The organism is Glutamicibacter bergerei, assembly GCF_054495185.1.
On record NZ_CM137131.1, the window covers coordinates 2,084,191 to 2,101,682 of the forward strand.

Annotated in this window: 17 protein-coding genes; 8 read left to right on the plus strand and 9 right to left on the minus strand. The window is 56.3% G+C overall.

What is annotated here, in order from left to right; all coding sequences use genetic code 11:
- The first annotated feature begins 63 nt into the window (after positions 1-63).
- The gene (locus tag ACX5K5_RS09625; RefSeq protein WP_141392867.1) at positions 64-258 is read left to right on the plus strand and encodes a hypothetical protein; all 195 of its coding nucleotides are present in this window, start codon (positions 64-66) and stop codon (positions 256-258) included.
- 830 nt (positions 259-1,088) lie between these two features.
- On the opposite strand, the gene ACX5K5_RS09630 is transcribed toward ACX5K5_RS09625, so the two are convergent.
- The 3 genes from ACX5K5_RS09630 to ACX5K5_RS09640 all read right to left on the minus strand — a co-directional run bounded on the left by ACX5K5_RS09630 (position 1,089) and on the right by ACX5K5_RS09640 (position 3,632).
- Positions 1,089-2,300: an MFS transporter gene (locus ACX5K5_RS09630; protein ID WP_459174337.1), complete on the minus strand. Its 1,212-nt coding sequence runs from the start codon at positions 2,298-2,300 to the stop codon at positions 1,089-1,091.
- A 173-nt stretch (positions 2,301-2,473) separates the two neighbouring features.
- On the minus strand, positions 2,474-3,010 hold the full coding sequence (locus tag ACX5K5_RS09635) for a GNAT family N-acetyltransferase (RefSeq protein WP_188685836.1): 537 nt from the start codon (positions 3,008-3,010) through the stop codon (positions 2,474-2,476).
- Positions 3,011-3,353: 343 nt separating this feature from the next.
- On the minus strand, positions 3,354-3,632 hold the full coding sequence (locus ACX5K5_RS09640) for a putative quinol monooxygenase (protein ID WP_096254561.1): 279 nt from the start codon (positions 3,630-3,632) through the stop codon (positions 3,354-3,356).
- 327 nt (positions 3,633-3,959) lie between these two features.
- Between ACX5K5_RS09640 and ACX5K5_RS09645 the strand changes: the two genes are divergently transcribed.
- Entirely contained in the window at positions 3,960-4,565 is a 606-nt protein-coding gene (locus tag ACX5K5_RS09645; protein ID WP_308422418.1) for a dihydrofolate reductase family protein, read from the plus strand.
- Here the strand turns inward: ACX5K5_RS09645 and ACX5K5_RS09650 are convergent.
- Complete coding sequence (locus ACX5K5_RS09650) at positions 4,562-5,314, minus strand: metal-dependent hydrolase (RefSeq protein WP_096254560.1); 753 nt, start codon at positions 5,312-5,314, stop codon at positions 4,562-4,564. The two genes, ACX5K5_RS09645 and ACX5K5_RS09650, sit on opposite strands and share 4 nt — an antisense overlap.
- A 62-nt stretch (positions 5,315-5,376) precedes the next feature.
- On the opposite strand from ACX5K5_RS09650, the gene ACX5K5_RS09655 reads away from it, so the two are divergent.
- The 3 genes from ACX5K5_RS09655 to ACX5K5_RS09665 all read left to right on the plus strand — a co-directional run bounded on the left by ACX5K5_RS09655 (position 5,377) and on the right by ACX5K5_RS09665 (position 7,990).
- Positions 5,377-5,853: a GNAT family N-acetyltransferase gene (locus tag ACX5K5_RS09655; RefSeq protein ID WP_096254559.1), complete on the plus strand. Its 477-nt coding sequence runs from the start codon at positions 5,377-5,379 to the stop codon at positions 5,851-5,853.
- Positions 5,850-7,136: an alpha/beta fold hydrolase gene (locus ACX5K5_RS09660; protein ID WP_096254558.1), complete on the plus strand. Its 1,287-nt coding sequence runs from the start codon at positions 5,850-5,852 to the stop codon at positions 7,134-7,136. Before ACX5K5_RS09655 ends, ACX5K5_RS09660 begins: the two co-directional genes overlap by 4 nt.
- Before the next feature lie 182 nt (positions 7,137-7,318).
- On the plus strand, positions 7,319-7,990 hold the full coding sequence (locus ACX5K5_RS09665; RefSeq protein ID WP_096254557.1) for a hypothetical protein: 672 nt from the start codon (positions 7,319-7,321) through the stop codon (positions 7,988-7,990).
- Between the two features lie 136 nt (positions 7,991-8,126).
- On the opposite strand, the gene ACX5K5_RS09670 is transcribed toward ACX5K5_RS09665, so the two are convergent.
- The 4 genes from ACX5K5_RS09670 to coaE form a co-directional block, all read right to left on the minus strand.
- Positions 8,127-9,185 carry a TerC/Alx family metal homeostasis membrane protein gene (locus ACX5K5_RS09670; RefSeq protein ID WP_442346445.1) on the minus strand — a complete coding sequence of 353 codons (1,059 nt, stop codon included), beginning with the start codon at positions 9,183-9,185 and terminating at the stop codon, positions 8,127-8,129.
- Between the two features lie 290 nt (positions 9,186-9,475).
- Positions 9,476-11,560: an excinuclease ABC subunit UvrB gene (gene uvrB, locus ACX5K5_RS09675; RefSeq protein ID WP_346059262.1), complete on the minus strand. Its 2,085-nt coding sequence runs from the start codon at positions 11,558-11,560 to the stop codon at positions 9,476-9,478.
- A gap of 62 nt (positions 11,561-11,622) precedes the next feature.
- The gene (locus tag ACX5K5_RS09680; protein ID WP_096253795.1) at positions 11,623-11,877 is read right to left on the minus strand and encodes a hypothetical protein; all 255 of its coding nucleotides are present in this window, start codon (positions 11,875-11,877) and stop codon (positions 11,623-11,625) included.
- A complete protein-coding gene (gene coaE, locus ACX5K5_RS09685) occupies positions 11,877-12,467 on the minus strand; it encodes a dephospho-CoA kinase (RefSeq protein WP_096253796.1) in 591 nt (196 codons plus the stop codon). The genes ACX5K5_RS09680 and coaE overlap by 1 nt, the downstream gene beginning before the upstream one ends.
- A 26-nt stretch (positions 12,468-12,493) precedes the next feature.
- On the opposite strand from coaE, the gene ACX5K5_RS09690 reads away from it, so the two are divergent.
- From ACX5K5_RS09690 to ACX5K5_RS09700, 3 genes are all read left to right on the plus strand, one after another.
- Positions 12,494-13,165: a YigZ family protein gene (locus ACX5K5_RS09690; RefSeq protein ID WP_096253797.1), complete on the plus strand. Its 672-nt coding sequence runs from the start codon at positions 12,494-12,496 to the stop codon at positions 13,163-13,165.
- Complete coding sequence (locus tag ACX5K5_RS09695; RefSeq protein ID WP_188685827.1) at positions 13,162-14,280, plus strand: class I SAM-dependent methyltransferase; 1,119 nt, start codon at positions 13,162-13,164, stop codon at positions 14,278-14,280. Before ACX5K5_RS09690 ends, ACX5K5_RS09695 begins: the two co-directional genes overlap by 4 nt.
- 62 nt (positions 14,281-14,342) lie before the next feature.
- Positions 14,343-15,950, plus strand: a complete 1,608-nt coding sequence (locus tag ACX5K5_RS09700; protein ID WP_459174338.1) for an HNH endonuclease signature motif containing protein — start codon at positions 14,343-14,345, stop codon at positions 15,948-15,950.
- On the opposite strand, the gene ACX5K5_RS09705 is transcribed toward ACX5K5_RS09700, so the two are convergent.
- Positions 15,947-17,260: a hypothetical protein gene (locus tag ACX5K5_RS09705; RefSeq protein WP_459174339.1), complete on the minus strand. Its 1,314-nt coding sequence runs from the start codon at positions 17,258-17,260 to the stop codon at positions 15,947-15,949. The genes ACX5K5_RS09700 and ACX5K5_RS09705 overlap by 4 nt on opposite strands.
- Between the last annotated feature and the right edge of the window lie 232 nt (positions 17,261-17,492).

Sequence of the window (17,492 nt, forward strand, 5' to 3'; positions counted from 1 at the left end):
GTTCACGAAATATTCGCTTAATATGGAGTACTTTCGTGCCTCCGCGACGGTATGGTCGTGGCCATGGATCGCATTCGACTGCGCATGCTCGGCAGCCTCGTCATGTTTATCGCATGGCTCGCCCTGATCAGCAACTACGCAGTGCTCTTCACCGTTGAAGGCTTCATCCCCACGCTTCTCCAGGTGGGACTGGTGCTCGTTGGCACCGGATTACTCTATGTGAGCTGGGCTCCGAAGGTGGACGGCAACCAACCTTAAACCCGGATTTATGCCTCCCTCCCGTGGGCTAGGCGTTTCACGGTTTTGGACAGTCGTGGATGAAGAAGCAACGCGACCGATACCTTTCTTAGTCAAGGACGTAAGATCCCGGTGACTGCTGCGGCATATAGGAGCTACTTCTCGTGCTCGGTATTCCTATCTGCCCAGACTTTGCCGGCTACCTTCCAACAGTGCTCTTGTCTCGTTTGATGTCCCCACGCGAAAAAAATTTTCGCGGCATCAGATGTTCGAAGATACTTATGGCATGAAGAAATACGTCCGGCACAGTTCTCATCTGAGATCCGTAAAGGCGCTGGCTTCCCGGACTCGACTGCGGCAGACGGGTGCTTTTCCGACTCTGAAGCTACTTCTTACTCTGGTGGCGCCACGAATCAACGTGATATGTCCGTTGTTGCTTCATGCCATACTCTTAACTCGGTTTTTTGGGGACGAGTAAGACAACAGTAGTGTTCTAGACGAAGGTACAGGGCCGGTACCGTTCTCAGACATGACACGTAGATACCAGCGGCTCCCGGATGCTACTGCGGCACATGGAAGTTTCTTCATTTGTGGCTATCAATATCGCCGTGTTGCCCCAGGGAGACCGCCGGGACAATGCGTATGCGGAGCGCGACTGCCTAATGAATTCTTTCCGCACTCGAACTGCAACGAGGCGCAGCTTCACCTGTGTGGTCAGACCCCGCGCAGAGTGGCCCTCATCTCGATCCAAAGAACATGGGAGTCTCCCTCAGCCATTATCTCGTCAATATCGGGACCCCGAAAATTTAAGAACCTCCTCTGCTACAAGTAACCTTCGTGTCGAACGAATGTCATTCGAGCGAAGAACTTCTATTTTCCCAATTCCGCAGACTCGGCCATACAACCAGTGCACAAACGATAAAGACAAGCGCTCCAGCGAGGAACGGAGTTGCCAGACTGCCCACCGTTGCCAATATCCCTCCGAGACCAGCGCCGATAGTAAGACCAGCAAGTCCAAACAATTTGGTGACGGCGTTGACCCTTCCACGTAGTTCATCCGGGACCAACCGTTGGCGCAACGAACTGACACAGATACCAAAAAGCACGGCATGCAAAATGTAAACGGCCAGTAGCGCTGCCACCAACCATGGAATATCGGTCAGATAGATGGCAAACAGGCTAACTGATCCAAGGCATAAGCTTCCTGTCGTCATGGCCGCGTATCCGAATTTACGTCGCAGCCTTGAGGCAATGGCTGATCCAAGAAGTCCGCCGAGCGCCGATACAGAAAGTAAAAGACCATAGCCCGCGGAGCCAAGCCCCAAGACGTCCTCGGCGAAGAGGACAAGGATAGAAAACGGCATCATATATGCGATGCTGACTAACCCGCTGACGATAGCCAAGGAACGTAATAACTTGTGTCGAACGAGCCATGCACCACCTTCGAACACTTCGCGGCGCAACGAAGGAGGCTGTTTCGTTCGGGGCTTAGCTCGGAAGGTGCCGGTCATTCCCAAGAAAAATAGCGCCGCCGCAGCGTAGGCGCTACCCGTGATTGCAATGGGTAACGATACTGCGGCAGCAAATAATAGGCCCCCCGTGGGTGGTCCAATGAATTCATCAGCGATAAGTTGAGTCGCCGTAATCTGACTGTTGGCCTTATCCAAGTCTTTGCTACCAACAACTGACGGCAATATCGATAGTGCCGAGTTGTCTGCTGCTGTCTCTAGGATGCCTATTAGGCTAAAGACTACGTAGAGTGCGGCGATTGACCCTGCCCCGCTAACTACTACTACTACCGCCAGTGCGATCAAGAGAATGCTTCGACTGAGATTGGCGATCCACAGAATGGTTTTGCGGTCTAGCCGATCCACAAACGCGCCGATGGGCAGAACCACCATGAGCTTTGCCGCCGTATAGGCCATCGATAGGCCTGCAATCAGCACGGGATCAGAGGTAAGTGCGGTAGCCAGAAGTGGAATGGCAACGAAGTTTATGCCATCCCCGGAATTTGAAGCGGCGTTTCCAGCCCAAAGCTTCCGATACTCTCGTCCCAGCGGCATAGCACCTCACTTTACAGCCAAGATCAATCGCTGAAGACTGTCCTCTGTTGAGGGTCCTGCGTAATGGCTCACAGGATCTTCTGAGCAGCCAGTGGAAACGGAGGGAAACTTTTTAGACAGCAAGGCCATGGCACGAACTCAAGCTTTTTCAAGTGGCACCGCTTGAATGCTCTTTATTTGAGGCGTGAGTACATGTACATGTCTTTACGCAGCCCGCCGACTTCCTGCCAGCTACGCAGCAGCCCTTCACGCGTGTATCCACACCGCTCCGCCGCTCGCCAAGAGCCTTCATTCCATGGTTCCACATAGAGTTCGAGACGGTGAATGTCCCGCCGGGCAATTGCCCACGTTGATAAGGCATCTAGGGCACTAGAGACTATCCCTTTATTCCGGTGAGCCGCACCAACCCAGTAGCCAACGCTGCCCCGACCCTGATCGATGTTTTTCAGCCACAGGCCGATTTGGCCCACGGCTTGATCGGTTTTTGCATCCGCGATGGCGAAAGAGTATCCGGAATGAGTAACAAGTCGCTGATGTTGCCGTCCGATGTAATCGACTATTTCTTCATCTGCAGCGTTGGCGGGAACAGTAGTGATGAGCGGAATCAGTGGGTCGAGCGAAGCTTGCCGAACCAATCCAGCATCTTGCAATGTAAATGGACGCAGCCGATATTCCGAAGCATCCAAGGCAGGCTGAATCAAAGGAACCATTCTAAAAGCGTAACTGTTGGCAGTCACGCAAAGCAGGTCGGCGACATTCCTAAGACCCAGCCGTGTCATTGATCCATCCGAGTAATTGTGCAGGCACTCCTGCTCCTGAACACTCTGATGAGGCCAAGAGGAGCCGCTTCGATTCTCCATAGTTCGGCAACGCATGGCTAGCTGTTCGCACTCCGGGGCCAACGAGGACCGGGCGAAGCCAACCGACCAGGTTTTAAGCTGCGCCGTTGTGAGCGACAAATTCACCGGCCGTGCACGCCTCAAACCAGTAGCCATTTCGGTCACTGAAGATTCTGAAGCCTCCAACAAGGGCCAGGCAGCGAGGACACTGCTTCTAAAATCCTGACACTGAGTATTGTCGTTTCATTCCTGTCGTGGCTCGTCCCCAATCACTGGATTGCACTCGGCTTTGATGCAGCTCAAAGGATGCTGCGTCGCGAAAACACTCCGCGACATCCCATACCATCGGGTCGTCAGTTTGGTTCACCTCGAAGAAGACGCATCCAAGCTCAGCACGTGTCAGCTCAATATGCTTAGGCAAAAATTCCACAACAATTGCAATTTCATCGACGTCGTGGCAAATCAGCTGTCCCGTCAGAAAGATGTTGTTCACAAGATTAATCCTGCCATGGACTATCAGCACATCGACTGATGAACAGTACCGAAAGTCGCTGCCCCGGGCAGCATATAGATTTCTAATCTTGGTCGCGATAGATCCTCGATGCGTGGCGGCTCCGTCAAGCCAAACTGCTACTGAACGTTGGCGTAATTCCTCTTGAGACTGAGCCGTTTCTAAGGGTGTTTCCACCGCCCAGCGCAACCGTTACTGGTTTCGGCCGTAGGTGGAAACTTTAACGGGACGGTATGAAGTCAAAGTTGAAATCGATGTCCTTTTTTGTCGTTCTCTGTACACCTTAAGAATCCTGCTCTAGGATTTGTCGTGGATTTTATCCACTATTGGGCGGAGCCAAAAATGCCACGCAAGCTCGTTTACTATGTAGCGGTGAGCCTCGATGGATACATCGCCGCGCCTAATGGCGATCCTTCAGCTTTCCCTGTCGAAGGTGACCATATGCACGTGGTGCTCGGAGAATACACCGATGCCGTTCCTTCCCACGTGCAGCAAGCTTTGGGGCTCGCTGCTCCCCACACGATCTTTGACACCGTCATCATGGGGTGGAATACCTACAACCCAGAAATCAGTGGCGGAATAGATAACCCCTACGCGCATTTGCATCAGATCGTCGCATCCAGAAATGCGCGCACCGTGCCGGAGAATGTCGAACTTACTCATGATCCACTGGCCAGGATCCGCGAGTTGAAACAGGAATCCGGCTTGGACATCTACCTTTGTGGCGGCGGAGCGCTAGCAGGCGAGCTGCTACCTGAAATTGATCGGCTCGTCCTCAAACGCAACCCGTTGGTTTTTGGCTCGGGCATTGCGCTGTTCGGGCAGGCAAGTTACCAGCCGTTTCCGTTTAGCCACACCCGTACCCGAAACTTCGAATCGGGAGTCAGCATCACCGAATACGAACGCTCAAGCTAGGTCAGAATTATCGCAACTGCGACATAGGAAGTCAGGAGGCTGGCAAGGATCCATTCCGCTTTCGATCCGGTTTCGGCAAGGATCGGAAGTGCTACGCGTCCGTTCGCTTTCCAGCAGTCACCGATCACCGGTAGCTTGCGGAACCAGCGAGGCGCGCCAATCTTGATCGGCCACAACAGGTTGCAACCGCCAATGGTGAGCATATCCCCCACGATGTGAACGATCACCCCAACGGTGACCGCCAGCGGAAACCAAGCTCTCTCATCCGGTGCGTTCATTCCAACAAACGCGCCAGCAGCCAACGCAATCACCCAACACAAAAGCGGAGGCATGAACTTCACGCTCTTTACCGCGAAGGAAATCAGCAAGATCGCGAAGAGCGCTGCCCCGGGATAGACCACCCCCAGTTGGTCCACTTCCGTTGACCAAGAATCAGCCAACCAGGCAATAAATATAAAGAACAAGATCCCCAAGATTGAGTGGGTACCGTTACGGTGTCCGCCAGCAACCTTACCGATCATCCGAGTCACCATATTTGAAATCGGTGGCAAGGAACGCGCAATCGTCGCCTTGTGATGGTCCGCGTCGGGAAGCAACGCTGCCCCGGCGCAAACGATCGCGCCGGCCAAGGTTTCCCACCGCTCCATATGGAGTACGCCGAATCCAAGATTCATCGAACCAACCGTTACCGGAGTTGTTATTGCAAGCCAGGCGGCCGCGCCGCTCATGGCGTGGTGTCCACCCATCATGAATTCAACCTTAGGACTGGTCACCGACGATATAGCTACATGACGGCGGTAAGCTTAAACACATGAGCACAATCAGAGAAGCGCGCCTTACAGACTGCCCCCAGATCCTGGAATTAATCCACGAACTAGCGGTCTACGAGAAGGAACCAGACGCGGTCAAAAACACCGTCGACGAGCTGGAAAAGCACCTTTTCGGCGCAGACCCGAAGGTATTCACGCACGTCGCCGAGGATGAGTCAGGCCAGCTGGTCGGTATCGCGATGTGGTTTCTGACGTACTCCACGTGGGAAGGGCGTCACGGTATTCATTTGGAAGACCTCTACGTTCGTGACAGTGAACGTGGTGAAGGAACCGGAACCGCACTGTTGAAGACACTCGCACAAATTTGCATAGATCGCGGCTACCGCCGAATGGAATGGGCCGTTCTTGACTGGAACGCTCCAGCCATTGGATTCTATGATTCGATCGGTTCGTCCACCATGGACGGCTGGAGCACCCGCCGGCTGGACGGCGACGCACTACAGGAGATGGCTCGATGATTCACTACCGCGGCATGGATGTCACCGAACACCGTATTGAAGTTCCCCTAGATCATCATGACCCAAACGGTGAAAAAATCACCGTCTTCGCCCGCGAAATTAGCACCGATGAGTCAAAGCCTTGGTTGCTATTCTTGCAAGGCGGCCCCGGCGGTAAATCACCGCGCCCCGGCTCCTTGTCGGGCTGGCTAGCCGAAGCTGCCAAAAACTTCCGCGTACTGCTACTAGATCAGCGTGGCACTGGCCTCTCCACCCCTGCTAACCGCCAGTCTTTGGGGCTTCGCGGCGACGCAGCAGCTCAGGCCCGCTACTTGTCACACTTCCGCGCGGACTCAATCGTTCGTGATGCAGAGGCACTGCGCGAACACTTAGCTATCAACAAGTGGAGCACCTTGGGTCAGAGCTATGGTGGCTTCTGCACGCTGACGTATCTCTCCATGTTCCCTCACTCGTTGGAGCGGTGTTTAGTCACCGGGGGCCTGGCTTCATTGGACGGTGATGCGCAGACTGTCTACCGCTCCACCTATCAGCGCATGGCCGAACGTAACCGTGAGTACTTCTCCTGGTACCCGCAGGATTTTGATACGTTGCACAAAATTTATGAGCACCTGAGGCACAACGACGACGAGTTGTTGCCCGACGGTCGCAAAGTCACCGTGCCTTTGGTGCAGATGCTGGGAATGTTCTTAGGTGGCAATACTCGAGTACACCTGTTGCACCATGTCTTTGAAGAAGCCTTCGTATCGACTCCAGGTGGAGAACGACTTTCCGACACCTTCTTGGCAACCCTCTACGCTCAGGCCTCTTTCGCTACGAACCCGCTCTACGCACTGATGCATGAAACCATTTATGCGCAAGGCGCGGCTACCAATTGGGCCGCCGAGTCCGTCATGGAAGAATTCCCGGATTTCACAGAACATTCGGACACCCCACTTTTGACCGGAGAGATGATCTATCGCTGGCATTTCACCGACGATCCGGTACTCCGGCCCTTCGAAGAGGTGGCAAGAATTTTAGCTGAGCACGAACATTTCGGGCCACTCTACGATCTGGATGTCCTTTCGCAGAATACGGTTCCGGTGGCGGCTGCGGTTTATCACGACGATGTTTATGTGGACCGCGAACTTTCCTTGCGCACCGCTTCCCAAGTCAACGGGCTGCAGGCCTGGGTCACCGAGGAATTCCACCACGATGGAATCGGCGACGAAGGACCTGCAATCTTCCGCCGCCTACTAGCAATGACCAACGGTGAAGATCCCGAGGCGGCCGCCAACGCAGGCTAGTGGCTATCGCAGGTGCCAGCACATGGTTAGACTGGCACACAAGCAAGAGCGAGGGGCAACTTCTCGGTTCTTGTTTCGCGTCAGACCAAGCGCACGGAGTGGCTTGTTACACGTTGCCACTACCGCCGTGCTAGGTTTCGCATAAGGGCATCTTGCCCGTCATAAAGGTCGAAAGGAACACTATGGGAAACAGTATTAATGGTGTCGATGTTCCAGCCGATCTGGTCTCGAAGGTCGAAGAGTTGGACGGCATCATCGCAGCCGCCCACGTGCCATACAACATTGCTTTAGACCGCGCCGATGAAGATGGATTGGTCTACAAGTTTGTAGATTCTGACATCGACTTCGCACTCGTGCTCCATGGCGAGGCATTCTTTGTCACCACCCCAGCGTTAGACGATTCGGACGCCGATTTTGAACCGGTATACACCTTCGACCCTGAGTACCCACTCACCGCCGAGGACTTCGCCGAGCGGCTCACCGACTTCGTGAACCTGGCGGTAAATTGGCAAGAAGTTTCCGAACTGCCATTCGTTGCCGAAAACCCTGAGTACTTCGGTCCCTCAGATAAGCCAAACAGCATTCTGCTCTACGAAGATGGTTACCGCTATGAACTACTGTTCGTAGAAAACGGCGACCACTTGGTGCTGGCACGTCCAATCGACACCGAAGCCTACGAGGTGGACCCCGACGAGGACGAAGACGAAATCCCGTTGGTCTACACCAACCACCACATGTTGCACCCGACCATGGGTTCAGCGTTCATCGTGATGCTGGCCGAGACCTTCGGACTCCCAGCCGAGGAAGAGGCACTGCTCGCACCACTGCGCATCATCCTCACCCCGACGAACTAACACCGCTTACAGCAGTCTGGAGCGTGACTCAGCCGCATCGGTGAGTCACGCTCCAGATTCATTTAACACAAAAGAATACCCACCGTAGCTGCTTGGAGAAGCAGCTACGGTGGGTATTCTTTATAGCTTGTTGTCGTTACTTGCCCGACTCCTGCTCACCTTCGATTGAAGCCTTAGCAGCTGCCTTCTCGGCCTCTGCTGCCTCGACCTTGGCTGCCGCGTTACGACCCAGCGGGGTCCACAGCGACAAGACCGTAGCGATCACGATGGTCGCCAGAATAACAATCAGCGAGATGCTGGTTGGAATTTCTGGAGCCCAAGCGAAGCCTTCACCACCATTGATGAATGGCAGTTCGTTGGTGTGCAGTGCGTGGAGCACCAACTTGACGCCGATGAACGCCAAGATGAAGCTCAGTGCGTGCTTCAGGAAGACCAGACGGTTCATCAACCCACCGAGCAGGAAGTACAACTGACGCAGACCCATCAGCGCGAAGATGTTCGCGGTGAAGACGATAAACGCCGAGTTGGTCAGACCGAAGATCGCTGGAATCGAGTCCACTGCGAACAGCAGGTCGGTCATGCCGATGGTAATGAAGACCATCACCATAGGGGTGAACAGCTTCTTGCCGTCCACGACGGTACGCAGCTTGTTGCCGTCGTATTCCTTGGCAAATGGCAATTTGCTGGTGAGCTTCTTAACGATGCCGCTATCACTGTCTTCTTCTTCGTCGTCGTCGTCCTTCAGCTGGTGCCAAGCGGTCCAGAGCAAGAAAGCACCGAAGATGTAGAAGATCCAGGAGAAGTGTTCGATCATCGCGGCACCGGCAATAATGAAGATTGCGCGCAGCACCAACGCGATGATAATGCCGAACATCAGCACCTCTTGCTGGTACTTACGTGGCACAGCAAAGCGGGTCATGATGATAATAAAGACAAAGAGGTTGTCAATCGACAACGAGTATTCGGTAATCCAGCCGGCGTAGAATTCCTGACCAAGCTGTGAGCCTGCCTGCCACCAGACAATTCCACCGAAAATTATTGCAAGAGCGATGTAGAAGCCAACAAAAATTCCGGCTTCCTTCATCGATGGTTCGTGCGGTCGCTTGACCACATAGAGCAAATCAAGCAGCAAGACAACGCAGAGCGCCACCAAGGCAATGATTTCAAACTGGAGTGTTAACCCTGAAGCACCCATAGAAGAGTAGCCTTTCGTCGTAAGGTTAGGACAAAGATTCGCAAGTCTCTCCGCCGTCAAGAACTAGTTCTTGTTCGGCTGCTGCGCCCGGCGAAGCTTCGATGGTTCGCGTGTTGACGTTCACAGCATTTGGGATACTCCCCTACGTACGAGAGTTAAGTCTAGCGCACAAGCCTTATCCATGACGCGTGATACGTGCCATCACGCACTTCCAGCTCCTCTCTGTTAACCTGACAAAACGGTATAATCACTTATCAAACACGCTTTAACTAGCTAAGGTTAACATCGTGTTACGCGTGGCCAGCGTCTTTCATTTGACGCAATTCCTTCTTTAGCTCGCCCACCTCGTCGCGAATACGTGCCGCCAGTTCGAACTGCAGTTCCGCCGCGGCGGCATGCATCTGAGCGGTCATCTCTTCGATCTGACCCAACAGGTCCTCCGCCGGGGCGGCCGCCAAACCATCCTGACGAATCTTCGAGGACTTCGTGCGCTTCGCGTCCTTGGCCAGCCGGTTGTTGTTCAGCAACTCCTGAGTGTCTGCATCTTCACGGGCCAGCTGATCGGTGATATCGGCAATCTTCTTGCGCAACGGAGTCGGATCGATGCCGTGCTTCGTATTATGTGCCCGCTGGATCTCGCGTCGACGATTGGTCTCGTCAATGGCCTTGTCCATCGCATCGGTGATCTTGTCCGCATACATGATCACCTGGCCGGACACGTTACGCGCAGCACGGCCGATGGTCTGAATCAGCGAGGTCGCCGAACGCAAGAACCCCTGCTTGTCGGCATCCAGAATCGCGACCAAGGACACCTCAGGTAGATCCAGCCCCTCACGCAGCAGGTTAATTCCCACCAACACGTCGTAGGAGCCCATGCGTAATTCACGCAGCAACTCCACACGGCGGATCGTATCAACGTCTGAGTGCAGGTATTGCACACGAACCTGATGTTCGGTGAGGTAGTCAGTCAGGTCCTCGGCCATCCGTTTGGTCAGTGTGGTCACCAACACGCGCTCATTGAGTTCCACGCGCATGCGGATCTCATCGAGCAGGTCATCAATTTGACCCTTGGTTGGCTTCACGATGATTTCAGGGTCGATCAGGCCTGTTGGGCGAATAATCTGTTCCACAAAACCATCGGCCTTGCCCAGCTCATATTTGCCCGGGGTCGCCGAAAGATACACGGTCTGCCCGATGCGTTCCAAGAACTCGTCCCACTTCAAAGGTCGGTTATCCATAGCCGAAGGAAGTCGGAAGCCGTGCTCCACCAAGGTTCGCTTACGCGACATATCACCTTCATACATCGCACCAATCTGCGGCACGGTGACATGAGACTCATCGATGACCATCAAAAAATCATCGGGGAAATAATCTAGCAAACAGTGTGGTGCACTGCCCGATTCACGTCCATCAATATGCCGTGAATAGTTTTCGATGCCATTGCAGAAGCCCATCTGCTCCATCATTTCCAGGTCATAGGTGGTGCGCATGCGCAACCGCTGGGCTTCGACGAGCTTATTTTGCGATTCAAGTTCTTTAAGCCGAGCCGCCAGCTCATCTTCGATAGTTTTAATCGCCTTGTGCATGCGCTCGGCACCGGCAACATAGTGGCTAGCCGGGAAAATGTACATCTCGGTTTCTTCGCGGATCACTTCACCGGTCACCGGGTGCAGGGTGTAGATTGCTTCGACTTCGTCACCGAAAAACTCGATGCGTAGCGCCTGCTCCTCATACATCGGGATGATCTCCACCGTATCCCCACGCACCCGGAAGGTTCCTCGATGGAAGTCCATGTCGTTGCGCGTGTACTGCATGTTAACGAACTGGCGAAGCATCGCATCGCGGTTTAATTCTTCGCCTTTGCGCACCGTCACCATGCCGGCCACATATTCTTCCGGCGTACCCAAGCCGTAAATGCAGGAGACCGTTGCCACCACGATCACGTCTCTGCGGGTAAGCAACGCGTTAGTCGCCGAGTGGCGTAGCCGTTCTACCTCTTCGTTGACCGAGGAGTCTTTCTCGATGAAGGTATCGGTCTGTGCCACATACGCTTCGGGCTGGTAGTAGTCGTAATAAGACACGAAGTATTCGATCGCGTTATTTGGCATCAGCTCGCGGAATTCATTGGCTAGCTGTGCGGCGAGCGTCTTATTTTGCACCAGCACCAAGGTGGGGCGTTGTACCTGTTCGATCAGCCAGGCGGTGGTCGCGGACTTACCGGTACCGGTGGCACCGAGCAACACGATATCTTTTTCGCCGCCGTTGATCCGTTCGGTCAGCTCTTTAATCGCCGTGGGCTGGTCCCCCGCCGGAACATAATCGCTGATGACTTCGAAGGGAGCTACTACACGTTTAATCGGCTGGGCAAGACTCATGATTCCAGCATAACCAGCGCAACCGACACTCGCCTACGCCTGTGTGCACGCTGAACGTGAAATTACTTGCCGCCGAGGCGCATTCCGGTGCGAATCGCGTTGCGCGTAGCGGTCCGGCGGATCTGAGCGCCGAAGAAACCCACGGTAAGCACGGTGGCAGCGAGCAATCCGAGCAGGGCAATCCATCCGGAGATATAAACCACCGGTGAGTAAGGACCGGCCGAGGCAACAAATTCGGCGCGGCCGCCAAAGCCCAACCAGAGCACCAGTGCCACGGCAAAACTGGCGAGCATCGTCCACTTCGAAATTTTCTGCATCAGCGGTTTAGTTCCTTCTCAAATAGTTCGCTCACGTGCGCTTGGAGTTGTTCAAGTGTGCCATCATTTATCAGCAAATGATCGGCGATCGCCGCGCGATCCGCGTCACTGGCCTGCGCGGCCATCCGGGATTTGGCCTCGGCCACGCTCCACCCCCGGTCTTCAACCATCCGGCGAATCCGTGCTTCGGGTGGTGCCTGCACCACCAGAACCTGATCAAAACGATCCGCTTGCCCAGATTCGACGAGCAATGGGATGTCCTCGACCACCACCGCTTCGTTGGCGGCGGCCGCACGCAGACGGTTAGCCTCGGCGCGTACCAATGGGTGCACGATCGCGTTCAGCGTCAGTCGTTGCGCCTCGTCGCTGAAGACCAGCGCACCGAGGGCCGCCCGGTCCAGCGAACCGTCAGGGCTAAAAACTGCTTGGCCAAAGGCCTGCCGGATCTGGGCTAACCCGTCAGTTCCGGGCGCCACAACCTCACGGGCGAGCTTATCCGCGTCGATCACTACCGCGCCCAGTTTGGCTAATTGTGCTGCTACTGCCGATTTGCCGGAAGCCACGCCGCCGGTCAGTCCCACATGGATCATGTCTACCACCCTATAAACTAAGTACGATGAACACCAACGACTCGGCCGCGACTAGCTACACGACGCTTCGTGTCGACGCGGTGCATGAGATCGAAATTAAGCGTTCGCGCTTCATCACCTACTTATACCGGGTGCAGACCGAGGCCGAGGCCCGCGCCCACATCGCGGCCTTACGCAAAACCCATTTTGACGCCCGCCACCACTGCAGCGCCTTCATTCTTGGTCCGGATCGAATGACTCAGCGCTCCAACGACGACGGCGAACCCTCGGGAACCGCCGGGCTGCCGATGCTTGAAGCGCTGGCAAAACGCGACACCGGCAGTGGGACAGATCTTTCCGATATCCTCGCGGTGACCGTACGCTACTTTGGCGGCATCAAGCTCGGCGCCGGCGGACTGGTGCGCGCGTACTCGGATTCGGTCTCTCAGGCGTTAGCCCACGCGAGCCTTTGCACCGTACAGCGACTACGCATCTTTGAGCTGTCCGCCGATCATGGGTGGGCCGCACGCTGGGAAAATGAGCTGCGCTCCGCCGGCTATCAACTCGGCGACACCCATTGGGGCGACGCCCATGCGGTACTGAGCATCGGCATCAACGATGAACCGGCCGCCACCGAAGAACTACACACTTTTATCGCCACACTCACCTCCGGCGCCGGATTGCTCCGCGCCGGCCACACCACCTGGCTGGATTCATGACTCACGAACTGCTGAACACACTGCGCCGCTGGCCCGAGGTTGAGGGACAAAACCTCTTTGCCCACGACGCCGCGGACCGGCTTATGCTCGATACCGTCACGCACTGGCCACACACCGTGTCCATCATCGGCGATCACTACGGCGCGTTGACCCTGGGTGCCCTAGCGGCCGGTGCCACCGCGCTGCGGGTGCATACCGATTCGCTGACTTCCCGGCGCGCGATCACCGCCAATCTGCAAGCCCTCGCCCCGCACGCGGTCAACTTCGTGGAATTTTTTCCTCTCGATTCCGTGGCCCAAGATGCGTCGTTGGTGTTGCTACGCCTGCCGCGCGGTCTTGACGTGCTCGACGAGCAGGCCGCGGCCATCGCCGCCGCCTGCGACCCCACGGTCATCGTGCATGCCGGCGGGATGCTCAAGCATATGAACCGCGCGATGAATGAGACGCTCAGCAAATATTTTTCCACGCTCGATGTATCCCTAGCCCGGCAGAAGGCGCGCGTACTTTCCGCCAGTACCCCGCAGCCGGACGCGTCCACCCGCGACTACCCACGCAGCGCCACCCACACGGTTAATGGGACCGAATTCACGCTGCGTGCCGGGGCCGCCACCTTCGGGGCACAACGCTTGGATCCGGGCACCCGACTGTTGTTGGAAAACCTTCCAGATCTCAGCGGGCACGCCAGCTTGCTCGATCTTGCCTGCGGCAACGGTTCCATCGGTGTTTATGCGGCGCTCACCCACCCACGGTTGCTCATCGACGCCTCGGATCATTCGGCCTCCGCGGTCACCTCCTCCGGATTATCCGCGCACGCCAACGGACTATCCGAGCGGATCACCGCGGTGCAAGACGACGGACTGAGCCGCCATGCACCGGCCAGCGCCACATTAATCACGTTGAACCCGCCGTTTCACATCGGCAACACCGTGCACGCGGGGATCGCGTTAAAGTTGTTCGATGAGGCCGCCCGCGTCCTTGCCGACGGCGGCGAGCTACTGTGCGTGTTCAACTCACACCTGCGCTACCGCAGCGAGCTGACCCGTCGCATCGGCCCCACCACACAGCTGGCGCGCAATGCAACCTTCACCGTGACCCGTTCTATCCGCCGCCGTTAGTCTTTTCCACATCCGGCAGCGCAGCTAAATCCCAGGCTCGGCGCTGCGCGCACACTAGCTTTATGACAACGCGGATCATGCAGCTGCTCACCGAGCTGCACACAACCTTGGCCGACTTGGAGGCGCTTTCCACCTCCGAGCTGCTCGCCCTGTCCGCGTATGCCCCGGAACTTCAATCCGCCATTCGCACCAAGCTAACTTCCTTGGCCGAGCCCCGGGCCGCACTGCTACTGGCCTCCGACACCGAGGCGCTAGCTCATGAGACCGTGCGCACCCAAATTCACTGCGCCCACCTGATCGAGGCCACCGGCGCCCACCAACTAGACATCACCGAGCTTGACGCCTTGCGTGCCAACGCCTGTGATCTAGCAGCGCCGCCGGTTCTCACCGCTTCCCGCCCCAGCTTTAAGGGCGCGCCCGAGGTGCTCGCCGCTTGGCTGAACCTAGACTTTTTTGAAGCCCGACGCAGGGTGAACGACTCCCACCTGATGATTTGCCAGTTCGATGCCCAAGGTAACCGCTGCCCCGCACAATTCACGGCACTTGCCCAGCGGTTTAATACCGTTGGCCCGGACCCGCGCGAGTCGCTGAGCGCAGCTCGCCGCTTAGAAAAGTTCGAACCGACTACCGGTGAATTTGATTCCCCCGTCACCGCCAGCGCCCAGAATGCCGCCGGCCAACTGCTCGAAGACGCAGCGCTTGAGGTACTGACCGAGCCAGAACCTAAAACTCGCACCAAAAAACTGAACCGGCTGATCAAATCCGCCAAGGAACAACACGCATTAGCGGACCCACAAGCCGAAGCCGGGGTCTATCGCAAAGGCGAAAGAGACGGTCTGATCATCTATGAGGTGCGCCTGACCCCGCTGGACGCCGACGGCTTCGAGTCGCTGCTCACTCAGGCCAATAACCCACGCACCGCAGCCGGTGCGGCCAGCCAGCAGGTGGCCGCCGAGCATTCCCCAGGCAGCACCGCCGAACATCCTGATTTTGTAACCGAGGCCGAAGCTGCCAGTGCCACCTGGAACCCGCTCACCGAGGCAAGCGTTGCCAGGCGACGATTGCAGGCCTTGTTGATGCTGCTGAAGGTCAACGGCAAAAAGCTGAACCAGTTGCTCAACAAAATTCACGAAACTCCAGCCGCAGCGCAGCTTACGGAACCGGAAGAAGCAGAAATCCCGGTAGTCCAGCCCACCATCATGGTTCACCTTTCCCTAGCCGAACTCACCGGCCTGGCCACAACCTACGGGGTAACCGAACATGGCTTCACGCTGCGCCCCGCCCAACTACGCCAGGCTCTGGCCAGAGCAAAAATCATTCCGCTGGTACTCGGTGGCCGCGGAGAAATTTTGGATATCGGCCGCCAACAACGAAATTTCCCGGCGTATATGCGCCGGGCGATCAAGGCCAGAGACCGCGGCTGCATTGTGCCCGGGTGCACCGTTGTGCCCGAACACTGCGAACTACACCATATTTGGTGGTGGTCACTTGGCGGGCCGACCGCCGTGCATCTTGGCTGCTGCCTGTGCACCGCGCATCATCACGACGTGCATGCGGGAATCCTTAAGGTCATCTCCAATGGCGGCCTACCCCAGGTGATCCTGCCCAAATTTATGGATCCCACCCAAAGACCACGTCGCAACACGATCAGTGACCGCCCCGAGGTTTAGCGCACCGGGTGGTCAACAAGAAATGGTCGTCGACCCGCCACGCGCACCGCATAGCCAGTCAGTCCCAGCGTGCCCAGTGGAATCTGATCCAACACCCGCATCGTCGCGGGGTTAAACTCTTCTACCACCAGCGGGGTATCAGCACAGTTTCGCCACGACAGTCTGCGCTTGGCCCGGCAGAGCGGTTCGGTGGCCCGTTTCGGGAGGTAGTTTGCTGGTGCAACGCTGCCCTGCCCGAACACCGTGTCTACCTGCAAACGCACCGGCTTGGAGTCCCACCCGCTGAACCCGGCGATCACCAGTCGAGCTGATTTGCGCAGCAACCGGTCATTGGCATGTTCGCCGTACACCCAAGGCTGATCGGCAATCCGGGTAAATTCAGCCTCGCTCAACGCGTTGACCGCACCAACCCCGTGCACCGAACAGCGATCCAAACATTCAACAAACTGCTCATATTCGCTGCTCTTGGAATCTTCATTTGGGTCGGTACATTCACATCGCGCACCGTTTTCCGGTTCGCGTGCCACCGAGGCGCCGATCGCCACAAAACTTAGCGGACCAAAATCGCTGGTCAACGGGACTTCTAGAGCAATATGCCCCACGATGCCTTGTTCGACCCAACGCACCAATAACACGATCAAGCACAGTCCCAGCGCGACGCTTCCGATCAAGAACCCGTCGATGCGCTCCCGATCCAGGCTAGAAAATACCTGCTCGGCGTCGGTGAGGAACTGCCAGGTGAGCTTCAGTAGCGGGTAGAGGATCGAGCCTAAAGCCAGATACCAGAGCGTGGTCGGCAGCTGCCGGTAGATGCGCAATTGTCGTAATTGTTCGCTCGGGATGAGCACCGTGGAGGTTGCATGAGCTCGCCATCGACGCAGTCTGAGGATCAGTCGCCACTGGTTGATCATTCCGCTGAGGGCCAGGAGCGCAAACCAGCTTGCACATGCCAACACCACCAGTTGCGCGGTTCCCGTTGGTTGCAAGATGACGTAGAGCATGGAGGTCGCGGCTAAAGCCAACCACGGGGCGATCCGCGCGGCGGCCCACATGATCGCGATGCAGGCTGCAATGACCGAGAAAGTCAGCAGTTTTCCGACTTCCATCTCTGGTCGTTGCGGGAAAGCGAAGCGGAACAGGTAGATGTTCAAAGCTATTAGCGGAACCCAACTGGCAAGGATCACCAGCATATTGGGCAGCGCACCAGGGACCTCGCGCCACTCATCGATGCCGACCGAGTAAAAAGGTACCATTTTCCCTTCACCGATACGATCACCAATCAACGCGTCGCCGCTCTTTGCCTGCTTCATGCTTATCCCTCACCGGCCCCGACTTGGAGACCTACAGGATTTAGTCTATAACTGTTACATTCTGCGGGCACTGCACCTTTGGGTCGATCTGCAGGCTTCACACTCAGCACGAAGGATGACTAAGAACCACCACCCCTGCGGTTAAGCACCTGATGACGCAGAAAAGGTCCAACCCGCAATGGGTTGGACCTTTTCATTCAGCGTTTACTTAGCTCTTCGCCAAGCTCACTAG

What these genes read in the sequence shown, in the direction of transcription:
- ACX5K5_RS09625 (WP_141392867.1), top strand. Translation starts at nt 64, where the DNA reads ATGGATCGCATTCGACTGCGCATGCTCGGCAGCCTCGTCATGTTTATC.
- ACX5K5_RS09630 (WP_459174337.1), bottom strand. Translation starts at nt 2,300, where the DNA reads ATGCCGCTGGGACGAGAGTATCGGAAGCTTTGGGCTGGAAACGCCGCT.
- ACX5K5_RS09635 (WP_188685836.1), bottom strand. Translation starts at nt 3,010, where the DNA reads ATGGTTCCTTTGATTCAGCCTGCCTTGGATGCTTCGGAATATCGGCTG.
- ACX5K5_RS09650 (WP_096254560.1), bottom strand. Translation starts at nt 5,314, where the DNA reads ATGATGGGTGGACACCACGCCATGAGCGGCGCGGCCGCCTGGCTTGCA.
- ACX5K5_RS09655 (WP_096254559.1), top strand. Translation starts at nt 5,377, where the DNA reads ATGAGCACAATCAGAGAAGCGCGCCTTACAGACTGCCCCCAGATCCTG.
- ACX5K5_RS09660 (WP_096254558.1), top strand. Translation starts at nt 5,850, where the DNA reads ATGATTCACTACCGCGGCATGGATGTCACCGAACACCGTATTGAAGTT.
- ACX5K5_RS09665 (WP_096254557.1), top strand. Translation starts at nt 7,319, where the DNA reads ATGGGAAACAGTATTAATGGTGTCGATGTTCCAGCCGATCTGGTCTCG.
- ACX5K5_RS09670 (WP_442346445.1), bottom strand. Translation starts at nt 9,185, where the DNA reads ATGGGTGCTTCAGGGTTAACACTCCAGTTTGAAATCATTGCCTTGGTG.
- uvrB (WP_346059262.1), bottom strand. Translation starts at nt 11,560, where the DNA reads ATGAGTCTTGCCCAGCCGATTAAACGTGTAGTAGCTCCCTTCGAAGTC.
- ACX5K5_RS09680 (WP_096253795.1), bottom strand. Translation starts at nt 11,877, where the DNA reads ATGCAGAAAATTTCGAAGTGGACGATGCTCGCCAGTTTTGCCGTGGCA.
- coaE (WP_096253796.1), bottom strand. Translation starts at nt 12,467, where the DNA reads ATGATCCATGTGGGACTGACCGGCGGCGTGGCTTCCGGCAAATCGGCA.
- ACX5K5_RS09690 (WP_096253797.1), top strand. Translation starts at nt 12,494, where the DNA reads ATGAACACCAACGACTCGGCCGCGACTAGCTACACGACGCTTCGTGTC.
- ACX5K5_RS09695 (WP_188685827.1), top strand. Translation starts at nt 13,162, where the DNA reads ATGACTCACGAACTGCTGAACACACTGCGCCGCTGGCCCGAGGTTGAG.
- ACX5K5_RS09700 (WP_459174338.1), top strand. Translation starts at nt 14,343, where the DNA reads ATGACAACGCGGATCATGCAGCTGCTCACCGAGCTGCACACAACCTTG.
- ACX5K5_RS09705 (WP_459174339.1), bottom strand. Translation starts at nt 17,260, where the DNA reads ATGAAGCAGGCAAAGAGCGGCGACGCGTTGATTGGTGATCGTATCGGT.